The following is an 11,589-nucleotide window of genomic DNA, read 5'->3' as shown; positions in this document are numbered from 1 at the left end:
ACCCGCTTCGGCTTGCCAAAAAGGTTGCGGTGAATCTGTGGCTGGCCTAATCCAGAGGCATTCGCTATTGAGGTGCTCGTCCTTTGTCCGTGGGACGCAAAGAAAGCGAGGAGCTCTGCGACGATTTTGGTTTTGCTTTTCATGCATTTCATAAAGTATAAAATAGCATAAATGCATGGTTTTGGTGGTCGGTGGCATTACCCAAGCCACCCATCGCCGTATGAGATAAACTGACTAGCTGTCCGGCAGGACGCCGGCGGCCATCGAGAATTGGATAATGCGCGAAGCGGAGATCAAACGAGCACTCACTCACTACTTGGATACCTCGTTGGGTATCCACCCTGGCTTGTTCCTGGAGGAGCTACAGCTTAGTGGCGGTGAGGTTCGTGCAGACCTTGTCCACATCTACGATATGCATTGCTATGAGATTAAGAGTGAGGCCGACTCCTTGAAGCGCCTTATCGGTCAAGGATCCCGTTACGCTCGAGTTTTTGATCGCATCACGTTAGTGACTGCGGAATGCCATCTGAAAAACGCGCTTCCCTTGTTGCCGCCGTGGTGGGGGATCATCCTTGTCCCTGAGGTGCCTGAGGCGGGGTTTAAGCATGTTCGGGCCGCAAGACCTAATAAGCGCCACGAACCTGAGGTGCTTGCCTCCCTACTCAAGCGAGACGAGGCGCTTCACCTCTTGACCGAAATGGGTAAGGTTCGAGGCTGGAAGAGCAAGAGCCTATATCTCATTCAGGCATATATCGCAGAGCTGCTCACACTTCCCGAGCTCAAGAACAATGTTCGGGACTACCTCCTCAAACGGGTCGAGGAAGCTACACCTCAATTTTCAGCCTGCCCGGCCTAGTACTGTTCCTTAATCACCGTCGCAAGGTGATGACACCAACCTTCAGTGAAGTGGAAGAGGCCTGCATTCTTCTTTTTGATTGCCGGATTCGCTCGATCTGCAATTAATTCGTCCCCATAGGAATACTCTCGGCCTTTGAAGGAGGCTGCATGCACGGTCACCATCAAAGTCGAGATAGCAACTGAATGCTCTGACTTGCTTCCGTCAGCTCGCAACACCAACCAGTCAAGGTTCCTTGCATAGCGAATGGCAACACGGCCGCCGCGGCGAGTTAGTGTCTCCTCAGTCCAGCGCGGAGATATCGTCCCATAGTCTGAATATCCGAGAAGCAGTCCGGGAGCGTTGGTATTCAGCGCGGCCCATAGAGACCAGTCTCGGCGTGGCAAGTTAGCTACCGTTTTTACGGCCGCAAGACTCTCGGGGAACGCACCTGATGCCACATGAATTTGGGAAAACCCTGCGTTCTTGAACGCCGCCATCATGCCTGTAAAGGCGGGTACCTCTGCGGCTTCCCAAGCGGGAGTAACACCTAGATCGACCATAAGATGAATACGGTTGCCAGGCCTTGATAGTACCTGTGCGGCCATCATCGTCTGGGTGTAGTGCTCAGCATTAACTGTTAATCCACTGATACGTAAGCGTAGGAAAATCTCAGGGAAGGATTGCACTAGACCAAGTAGCGCAGGGCGTAGCAGAGGGGCATCTAACGGATTGATAACTGGAAGAGTTGGAAAGCCGTTAGCTTTTGCGATCTGAAGGAACGCCTCAAATTCTAAAGGACGAATGCCAACGAGCCGCCCTTCGGGATTCGCATAATCTACCAATGCAGGGGCTCCCCAAGCTGTTTGGAAATTCCCTACCAGGCTGCTGTGTTGATTCGAGTGACGGACCTCGATGCAGGGGCGAACGTAGGGCTTAACGTCTCCCCGAGTCTGAAGCAGAGCTCTCTGCTCCCAGGACTGCCACTTAATGATCGGAATGTAGTAAGGGTGGTTGGGGAATCTAAGTGCCATATGCCTTCCTTGGGATCGCGTAGTGGTCCAATCGCTTTTATCACGAAGGGTGGCACTTTGAAATCACCGCAGATAGGTTGAGATCCAATTGCTATTCCGGCTCTAGCATTTGACTTAGCGTCGGGATCTTGCTGGCGCTGCTTAGCGTTCATCATTGATGGCGTCTGGTCAATTTGACGTAGTTAAGGCGCTTTCAGCAAGTTCCGCTTCTGGCCGCTCTCTGCCGGCCGTGACAGGAAGATGCGGGAAAAAAGCAGACATTATGCTTTTCATAGAGCATCTTCAGGCATCTGATAGGATCAACCAAATACCTACAATAATACTGGTCGTTTAACTTCATGAACGCGATGCACAGTTCTGACAATGTCACTTTTTCGGCACCTCCTATCAGCGTGGCAATTGCCGACGATAGCTACCTTATTCGCGAGGGCTTGTCGCAGATTCTTGCCCAGTCTCCAAGAGTTCGTGTAGTCGGGCTTTATGCTGACCCAACCGCGCTGCTTGCAGCGGTAGAAGCAAATCCACCACAGGTTGTCATGACAGACATCCGCATGCCGCCTACGCAAACGGATGAGGGCATGCGAGTAGCAGAACATCTGCGCCAGAGCCATCCGGATATAGGCGTAATCGTGCTGAGCCAACATGGCAGCTCACAGTATGCAACCGAGCTACTGGAGAAAGGGGCATCTGGGCGTGGATACCTGTTAAAGGATCGTATTCACGACCTCGATCATCTGGTGTCTACCATTCATGCGGTTGCAACTGGTGAGTGTCGAATTGATACGCAACTAATTGAATCCCTGCTGTCGCGCAAGCACCAGCGCTCCCCCTTAGAAGAGCTAACACCACGCCAGCGGGAAATCATGGCCGACCTTGCGACAGGTAAGAGCAACCTTGCCATTGCGCGCGACAGGGGAGTAACCCAGCGGGCGGTGGAAAAACATATAAGCGAGATTTTCGGCCGCCTTGGCTTGGCCAACGACGAAAGCATCAGCCGCCGGGTACAAGCGACGCTGCTTTATTTATCACGTAACGGCCAATGAAAAGCCTAAAACCCTGGCTCGCTATCCTCGGTGGAGGCACGGTAACCATAGTTGCCGGGATCATGGCGACAGGCGCGGGCTCGACACGAATAATCGACGCCTTGATGGCCGGCGTTGGCGTGATGTTGGTTTCCGGCGTGGCGATGACCGTGCGCGCCCGCTACCCACAACGCCCGCTCTGGATATTGCTCGGAATGCTCGCTGTAGCTTACGCGCTTCATCCCCTAATTTATTCGACCAATGATCTGCTCTATACGATTGGCAGAACCGTTCGCCCCTGTGCTGAAGCGCTGCTGGTGTGGGTGGTGCTGACCTTCCCGACTGGGCGCATCACCGACCGACGTGAGGGTATGCTGATTGGCGCAGCTATCGCTGCTATTGCCTTGCTATGGCTACCCAGCGTGATGCTGACTCCGCACGTGCCGCGCTTCGGCCCACTGCCCTCCTGCACTGACGTGTGCCAGGACAATTTACTGTTTATTGCCGACCACCCTACCTGGTCCAACCTCCTGCTGAATGCCTTTCGCATCGTCAACACAGGCATCCTGATCGCGACCAGCCTGTACTTGCTACAGCGACTGCGACAGGCCTCCACACTGATGCGTCGCTCGCTCGCCCCCGTACTACTCGCCTCTGTCGCCCGCACGCTATGCATGGCGTTTTTCCTGACAACCGGGACTGGCTTGTTGTTGCTTACCTTTACCTTCTGGGCCGTTCCGTTAGCTATTGCCTTGGGCTTGCTGCGCAGCCGGCTCTACACCGCCCAAGCGCTACATCGGTTAGTGACCGGATTAAGGCGCCGGCCGAACCTGCAAGGCCTGAAAACCATGATGGCGAATGCTCTGGATGACCCATCACTGGAGCTAGGTATTTGGGAGCCAAACACTGGGCGCTGGATTAACTCATCCCAACAAGTCGTGCCGTTACCCGAACCAAGTGCCAAGGAGCAAGCCGTACGCGTACTGCATGACCTCAATGACCAACCTAGCGCAATCCTGATTCATAACCGCGCCTTGTTGGAAGAGCCGATGTTGCTGGAGGCAGTTGTTAGCTCGATCCATAACGCCATCGTCAATTGGCAATTCGAATCTGCCTTGGCCGGTGCCCATGCCCATTCTGAAACTGTCGCGGAAGAGGAGCGCCGCCGGCTTGAACAAGACCTACACGATGGTGCACAGCAACGCTTACTCGCGCTGCGTATGAAGATCAGCGTGACCAGACGCCTGGTCGATAGCGATCCGAGCCGAGCGGATGCACTGCTAGTGGAAATGGCAACGGACATTGATGCCGCCATCACCGAACTGCGTACGCTGGCACATGGCCTTACTCCGCCACTACTGGCTGAGCGAGGACTGGCAGCAGCCTTGGGAGAGGCCGCCAATAATGCGGGCTTGCCAGTAGTCACGGACTTTCAAGCACCGAGACGCGAAAGCCCGCTCGCCGAACGAGCAATTTACTTCTGCTGTGTCGAAGCCCTACAGAACGCAGCTAAACATGCAGGAGCAGGGGCAACGGCGAAAGTTACATTGCGCCAAGAACGGGATGGAATTTCGTTCGCTGTGGTGGACAGCGGCTGCAGCAACAGGCACCCGCTGAATCTCAATGAAGGCCAAGGGATCGCCAGCATGCGCTCGCGCATGCTGGCGATAGGAGGAGAGCTCGAAATCAGCATCTCCTCAACAGGTGGTTTGAGCGTCGTCGGGCGAATCCCCTGCGCGAAGGACAATGTCCAGGGGATGGCGAAAAATAGCGCGCTACAGCTGCTTCCGAAGCACCATAAGCGAGCCTCTAACATGTCCTAAAGCTAGAGGCTTTCAGTTTCAGCGAGTTTCTTTATTGCACATCAGCATCGAGGCGATGGCCGGCAACAAAACCAGTGCACCTACCATGTTCCAGATGAAGAGCAACACCAGCAGCAGGCCCATGTCGGCCTGGAACTTCAGTGCCGAGAACGACCAGGTGGCTACACCCATGGCCAGAGTGATGCCAGTGAAGGCCACCGAGGTGCCGGTAGTTTTCAACGCTTCAAAGAACGCCGCACGGAATTTCAGGCCCTGGTGCAGAAAGCCTTCCATGCGACTGTACAGGTAGATGCCATAGTCGACACCGATGCCGACGCCGAGGGCAATCACCGGTAGCGTGGCGATCTTCACTCCCAGGCCCATCTGCGCCATCACCGCTTCGCACAGCACGGTTGACAGGTACAGCGGCGCCATCAAGGCGATGGTCACTTTGATCGAATTAAACTCCCACCAGACCACTAGCGAGATGATCACAAACACCAGGAGCAGCATCAGCTTCTCGGACTGCTCGATGACGATGTTAGTCGCCGCCTCAATGCCGGCATTACCTGCCGCCTGGAGGATCTCGAAGTCTCCTGTGTCGTACTGCTTGCTGAAGGCCTCGACCGCGCTGACCACCCGGGTCAGCGTCTCGGCCTTGTGGTCACTCAGATACAGGCTGATTGGCGCCACGCTGCAGTTGGGGTCGACGAACTCGGCAGCGACACCTGAGCGGGCATTGTTCATCACGAACTGATCGCGCGACAGTTCGGCCCACTTCGGGTTGCCCTCATTGCGCGCAAGGATGTTGAAGCGCATGGTGCGATAGAGCGACTGCACCGATTCCACACCTTTGACTTCACGCATGCTCTGTTCGAACTGGTTGGCCAGGTCGGCAGCGGCGAAGCGTGCGCACTGTTCAGCCGGTGTCTTGAACATCACTACATAAACATCAGTGCTGGTGCTGTAGTGCTTGAGCAAGTAAGCGTTGTCCTGGTTGTAGCGCGCTTCCGGACGGAACTCCGGTGCGCCCTTGTCCAGGTCTCCAATTTTCAGATCTTGACGGGCGTAGTAGCCGACGCCGAGCAGCATCACGCTGAGGGCGATCAGCGGCAGCGCCACGCGCGGTTCGACCACGGCCGACAGGCGGCGGAAGATAGGCCAGGACGAATTGGCTCGCTTTTCCTGCTCACGCAAGCCGCGCGGACTGATGCCGGCGTAGGACATCAGCACCGGCAGCAGGAACATCTTGGTAAAAATGGCGACGAACACGCCAATGCTGGCGGTGATTGCCAGCTGCTGGATCACACCAATGTCGATCACCAACAAGGTGATAAACCCCACCGCATCGGCCAGCAGCGCCGTGGTGCCAGGAATGAATAGGGCGCGGAAGGTGTGTTGCGCGGCAACCAGCGGCGTGGCGCCATGCCCCATCGCGCTCATCATCAGGTTAATGTTCTGCACCGCGTGGCTGATGCCTATGGCGAAGATCAGGAACGGCACCAAGATCGAGTATGGGTCCAGACCGAAACCGAAAAGGTGCAACAGGCCAAGCTGACAAGCCACGGTGAGCAGGCAAGTCACCACGGTTACTGCGGTACTGCGCCAGCAGCGGCAATAGAGATAGAGCATCAGGCTAATCAGGCCGACTGTGATAGCGAAGAACAGCGCGATGTCGGTGGCAGCGGCCAGCAGATCACCGATGATCTGGGCGAAGCCGATCACGCGGATATTCACGCCCTGTACACCGAAATGCTCGCGCACCTGCTTTTCCAGCGCTTGGGTAAAGGCACCGTAGTCCAGCGGCTCGCCGGTCTCTGGGTTCATCTCCAGCAGTGGCACCCGGATCACCGCCGACTTGAAGTCGTTGGCGACGAAGCTGCCGAGCATGTTGGCGCGCTGGATGTTCTGCCGCACCTGTGCCAACGCCTCTGGGCTCCCGTCGTAGGTGTCGGGAATCACCCGGCCGGCGCGCAAGCCTTCGGTGGTGACTTCAGCCCAGAGCGCGTTAGGGGTCCACAGCGATTTCAAATTGCCGCGATCGACGCCAGGGATGTAGAAAATCCTATCGTTGACCTCGCGCAGAGTCTCAAGGAACTCCTTGCTGACAATGTCGCCCTTGGGGTTTTCCACCACCACGCGCAGCACGTTACTCTGCGGCCGGAGCACGCTCTCAAACTGCAGGTAGTTCTGGATAAACGGGTGGCCGGTCGGGATCATCCGGCTGAAGCTGGCGTCTGGGCGCAAGCCCAGGGCCTGGTAGCCGAGCAACAGCGAAAGGACCAAGAAGAACAGAAGCACCACCACGCGATTGCGAAACAGTGCACGTTCGGTGAAACCAACCAGCCGCTGCAAAGCGCTGGTCTCAAGTTGCGGGCTAGACCCGTCGTTCAGTTTGGCATTCATTGCAGCTGCTCCTTGAGCTCTGCCAAGGGCATGGTGATGAGGCCGGCGCTACCAATCAGCGCCAGTTGCTCGGCAGACACTTGCGCCACGCCGAGCCAAGGCGCCTTAGCGGCCGCCTGCCAAACTTTGAACTGCTGGCCATCGGTGCTGTACAGCACCACGCCACCTTGCCCGGTCAGCAGCAAGCTGCCGTCCGCCAGTTGTGCGGCGCCGTACAGACCCGCGCGCACCGGCAGCGGGATGACCTGCCAGCTCAGGCCCTGATCCTGGCTGGCCAGCAAGGTACCGCCGAAGCCCAAGGCCAGTAGGCGGCCATCGCTCAGCTGCTGCAGTTTGTACAGCGAGGCCGGGCTCATTGGCGTGATCACTGTCCAGTGCTGGCCGTCATCACTAGAGCGGTACAGACGCCCGCCTTCGCCGGCGACCACTAGACTGCCGTCGCGCAGACCGAGGACCGCATTGAAGTGCAAACGCTCGGGGTTTTCCAGGGTCGAGACAAATTCCCAGCTTTTCCCGCCATCGCGGGTATGCACAAGGATCCCATAGGCACCAACCGCCCAGCCTTGCTGCGCATCGCGGAACCACACATCCAGCAGCGGGCGTGCCGGGCCTGACTCGATACCGGCTTTAGCATCATCGAAGGCGAAGATGACATTCTCCAACTCGGTATGCAGCGCCTCGTCGTCTGGCGCCGCCGCACTGGCTAATTCCAAACGCGCCATCTCGGCCTCGGCCCACTTCAACATCAAAGCGCTTATGGCACTGCCGTCGAGTTGCTTGCTCCAGGTCTTGCCGCCATCGGTGCTATGCAGGACCACACCGTCATGGCCGACGGCCCAGCCGTTGTTGGCATCGGGGAAATGCACCGAGGTCAGCAGAACATCGACCGGCACTTGTGCCTGCTGGATCTCGCCGGAGGGCGAGCGCAACAGCACGTGGCCGCTGCCCCCCACCGTCACCAGATAATCGCCGACCAACTGCCCATCGGTGAGGGGCGACTCGCTGGCTAAGGGGGAAATTCGGGCGGCGCGCTCAAGGCGATCGACCAGTGGCGCGGCGCTGAGCGGCAAGGCCGCCAGGCCGACAGACAACAGGCAGAGCAACCTCAGCGCTGGTTGGTTGTATTTTTTCATGGCCAGCGTCTCAGAAAGTAAAAAAGGGGGAAAGCGCTAACCGCTTTCCACCCAAAGACCACGGAGTAAACAGTTAATCAGCGGCCGCTGCGACGCAGAGCCGAGGGACTAAAATCTTTCAAGTTCGCCGGAACGTTGAACTTGATTGGGATCTCCTGGTTCTGCAGGTTAACCACTAGGTAACGGCGTGCCTGCAGGTCGTAGGAAACCTCACTTATATGAAAACTGGACAAAATGTCGTAGCGCTGCAACGCGTGGGCCTCATGAAAGCGCCAAAGTTCGCCACGACTGTCATAAATGTCCGAGGCCAGGATGCTCCAGCTGTCCTCGTCGAGATAGAAGACCCGCTTGGCGTAGATATGCCGCTCACCCGGCTTCAGCGTGGCCTCGACCACCCAGACGCGATGTGGCTCGTAGCGCAGTAGGTCCTGGTTGAAGTGGTTGGGCTGAATGATCTGCTCGTACTTCAGCGAAGTATCGGCCAGCTTGTAAGTGTTGTAAGGCACAAGCATTTCTTTTTTGCCTACCAGCTTCCAGTCGTACTTGTCGGGCGCGCCGTTGTACATGTCAGCTGAGTCGTTGGTACGCAAGCCATCGGAGGCACCTGGCGGCGTGTCATAAGAGAACTCGGGCGCGCGCAGCACGCGCCGCTGCCCTGGGTTGTACTGCCAGGCCAGCCGGGACTCCTTGGTTTGGTCGAGTGGCTCATGCACCAGAGTCTGGCTGCCGGCGATACTTTCTGGGGAGGTAACGCTATTCCAGAAATAGTACAGCCGGTTCGGCTCCGGGTTGGTCATGCTTGAGGCCATGGCAAATTTTCGCATTCGGCGCACCGGAGTAAATGAGCCGTTGGCCTGCACCACCATTTCAGTCGGGTAATCGAGAAAGCCACCGGTACGATAGCGCGTCAGGTGGTTCCACATGGCCTCCAGACCCGACTTGGGAATAGGAAAAGGCACCGAGGTTTTCTGATAGTTGACCATGCTATCGCCGTTAAGCTCGAGCTTAGCGGCCTCTTCGCGGATCAGCTCGTACTCGTGCTGGGGCAGCGCAGCAGTGCGATGACTCGGATAGACGTTCAGCTTGTAGCTGGGAAACTTCGCCAGCAGCGCCTTGTACCCTGGCATCAACCGGTCGGCATATTGCGCCATGTTGGCCGCTGTAACGGTGTACAACGGTTGTTCATTCGCGAAGGGATCGATATAACCCTTGGCCGCACTGTAACCGGCCGGCGGCTGGGTAAGGCCACCGCTCCAGGCAGGAATGCTGCCGTCGGCATTGCCCGCTTGCTCGGCGCCGGTGGGCGTCAGGTCTTGGCCCAAGCGGGCAATTTCACTGGCATCCAGCTTGGCCAGGGCCGTTGCACTGGTTAGGCTGAGAAGGGTGCCGAGAATGGCAGCGGAGAGAAGATTCTTGTTCATTGGATTACCTCGAGATCAGAAGCCCATGCGCAGGTTGAACGCGACGAAATCACGGTCGGTCACTACGAGCGGCGTATTACCGGTACCAGACCAGGACAGTTCGGCCGAATAGTTTTGCTTGTAGCTAGCCCTTACCCCCAGCGAACCCAGCAGTCGGTCTTCGACGAAGTTACCGTCGTGGGACCAGCCCTTTACGTCCTGACCGAAGGTCATAAATGGCGATACGTTGACCCCGGCCAGCAAACCCGAATAATTCAACTGGGCACGCAGGCGATAGCCCCAGGAAAGGTCCGTGACAAAGCCGTCACGGCTACAACCGATTTTTTTGTAACTTTGCTCTGGCACCCCAGCGTTGCAGCCTGGCGAACCAATCCCCTGGCCATCAGCCATGTTGCTGCCGTATGCCTCGGTTTTCCCGTAACGACGCTCACTCAGCGCCGGCAAGTCATGCATGTACTTCATCGCGACCTCACCGGTTACATCAAGACCATCCGCGCCCAACACTCGGGGGAAGCTCTTAATAAACCCAAGTGACAGCTGCGACACCTCCAGGCGGTCATAACCATTGATCAGCGAGCCGGGGCGGCAGCCTTCATCTCCCCTGCCAGCGGTGCACCGGGAATGAGTAGATTGGGATTGCCGAAGGTGCTCGGGATGGTGTCGCCGAGGGAAAGCCCCACGGGCTGATTCGGACGGTAGCTGTACTCGCCGAACACTGAGGCACCCAGGAGGCTGGTGGAAAAACTAAGACCGAAGATGCGGACGTCCTCGGGGAAGGCCATGAAATACTTGGCGTTGGTGGCCTCCTGACCTGCGATCCAGCCCGCTCCAACCGCAGGGCGCAAGTCGGTGCGCGCGCGGTTCTGCGGGGTGCGCGAATGGATATTCATGGCATAGGCGCCGAACTCGGTGCTTATGCTGTCGGCGAAATAGCGCATGGCCATACCAAACTGACCGCTGTCAGATGGCTCGTCGTCCTCCAGCCGATGCACATAGAGGCCCTTGGCATAACCAGCCTCATCATTAGGGTTGGCAGCAATACCGCCCCTGGCCAAGCCGAAACATCCATCCTGGATCAAGTCGTTGCTAGCAAAGTAGGTACCGCAACCTTCCAGAACGGTCTCACGCCATTGCAACTGGTAAAACACCTCAAGGTTGAGGCTGTCGGTGATACCGAAGTTGGCGAAGAGCAGTGGCACCGGGAGTAGAGCTTCCTTCAACTGAGAGCCCGGGCGGCGTAACGCGGCAAGATCCACTGGGTTGATCGAGTTGAGGCCATTCTGGAAGAACAACCCCTCGCCCCAGTTAATTACCTGATTACCGCCGCGTAAGTGCAACGGTCGCTCGCCGACTTCGAAGTCACCAAATACATAGGCATCCAGCAAGGCAACGCCTTGGAACTTGGCCAGATCGTCGAAGCCGCTATCGTTGAGCTTGGCACCCACCTGGTAACCATTGGCTGAATGGCCATGGTCGACCTCACGGTTGTTCAAGGTGTAGTCGTACCAGGCCTTACCGCGCAGAAAGACCCCATAATTACGCCAGTTCAACTCGGTTTCCGCCAATAGGGTGATCGGTGAAGACACCAAATTGCGCTTACGAAAATTCAGGCGGCCGTCATCACCGTTACGCGCACCTGAAGGGTTGAACTCACCAGCCGAGCCGTAGCCGATATGATCAGCATTACCCTGAAAAATCAGGTTTGAATCGGGTTTCTCAGCATTCCAGATTCCACCCACACTGATGCTACCGTTGGCGCGCCCCGTGATTTCACCTAATGCAAACTCACCCGCCTGAGCCTGCAGTGAAATCATGAGCGCTAGCGGGTTATGCAAGCTGTCATCTTCAACAACAACGGATTAATCAGGCCGGACTCACTTCTTTCAAATCTCACGAAACAGCCTCCTATTTTTATTATATTTACTTCTATTTAATC

The 11,589-nt window shown here is 56.9% G+C and carries 9 protein-coding genes; 3 read left to right on the top strand and 6 right to left on the bottom strand.

The window, feature by feature from the left end; translation table 11 throughout:
* Positions 1-277 precede the first annotated feature (277 nt).
* Positions 278-856, top strand: coding sequence for a sce7726 family protein (locus tag ACEPAJ_RS03475; protein ID WP_024014379.1), 579 nt, complete (start codon positions 278-280; stop codon positions 854-856).
* Here ACEPAJ_RS03475 and ACEPAJ_RS03470 read toward each other — a convergent pair.
* Positions 853-1,869, bottom strand: a complete 1,017-nt coding sequence (locus ACEPAJ_RS03470; RefSeq protein WP_071542629.1) for a beta family protein — start codon at positions 1,867-1,869, stop codon at positions 853-855. The genes ACEPAJ_RS03475 and ACEPAJ_RS03470 overlap by 4 nt on opposite strands.
* Before the next feature lie 338 nt (positions 1,870-2,207).
* On the opposite strand from ACEPAJ_RS03470, the gene ACEPAJ_RS03465 reads away from it, so the two are divergent.
* Both ACEPAJ_RS03465 and ACEPAJ_RS03460 read left to right on the top strand, forming a co-directional pair.
* A complete protein-coding gene (locus ACEPAJ_RS03465) occupies positions 2,208-2,912 on the top strand; it encodes a response regulator transcription factor (protein ID WP_196644563.1) in 705 nt (234 codons plus the stop codon).
* Positions 2,909-4,714 (top strand): sensor histidine kinase, encoded by a 1,806-nt coding sequence (locus ACEPAJ_RS03460; RefSeq protein ID WP_024014389.1) that lies wholly within the window; start codon positions 2,909-2,911, stop codon positions 4,712-4,714. Before ACEPAJ_RS03465 ends, ACEPAJ_RS03460 begins: the two co-directional genes overlap by 4 nt.
* Before the next feature lie 18 nt (positions 4,715-4,732).
* Here ACEPAJ_RS03460 and ACEPAJ_RS03455 read toward each other — a convergent pair whose 3' ends face one another.
* The 5 genes from ACEPAJ_RS03455 to ACEPAJ_RS03435 all read right to left on the bottom strand — a co-directional run bounded on the left by ACEPAJ_RS03455 (position 4,733) and on the right by ACEPAJ_RS03435 (position 11,488).
* Positions 4,733-7,099 (bottom strand): efflux RND transporter permease subunit, encoded by a 2,367-nt coding sequence (locus ACEPAJ_RS03455; protein WP_024014388.1) that lies wholly within the window; start codon positions 7,097-7,099, stop codon positions 4,733-4,735.
* Positions 7,096-8,232 (bottom strand): YCF48-related protein, encoded by a 1,137-nt coding sequence (locus ACEPAJ_RS03450; protein WP_024014387.1) that lies wholly within the window; start codon positions 8,230-8,232, stop codon positions 7,096-7,098. Before ACEPAJ_RS03450 ends, ACEPAJ_RS03455 begins: the two co-directional genes overlap by 4 nt.
* 77 nt (positions 8,233-8,309) lie before the next feature.
* Entirely contained in the window at positions 8,310-9,653 is a 1,344-nt protein-coding gene (locus tag ACEPAJ_RS03445) for a DUF1329 domain-containing protein (RefSeq protein ID WP_024014386.1), read from the bottom strand.
* 15 nt (positions 9,654-9,668) lie between these two features.
* Positions 9,669-10,205: a DUF1302 family protein gene (locus tag ACEPAJ_RS03440; RefSeq protein WP_425917918.1), complete on the bottom strand. Its 537-nt coding sequence runs from the start codon at positions 10,203-10,205 to the stop codon at positions 9,669-9,671.
* 17 nt (positions 10,206-10,222) lie between these two features.
* Complete coding sequence (locus ACEPAJ_RS03435) at positions 10,223-11,488, bottom strand: DUF1302 domain-containing protein (protein WP_425913565.1); 1,266 nt, start codon at positions 11,486-11,488, stop codon at positions 10,223-10,225.
* Positions 11,489-11,589 lie beyond the last annotated feature (101 nt).

The sequence above is a fragment of the Pseudomonas sp. GWSMS-1 genome (assembly GCF_049847425.1).
Classification (GTDB): Bacteria; Pseudomonadota; Gammaproteobacteria; order Pseudomonadales; family Pseudomonadaceae; genus Aquipseudomonas.
The sequence above is the reverse complement of the archived record's forward strand: the minus strand, read 5'-3'. Positions and strand labels throughout refer to the sequence as shown.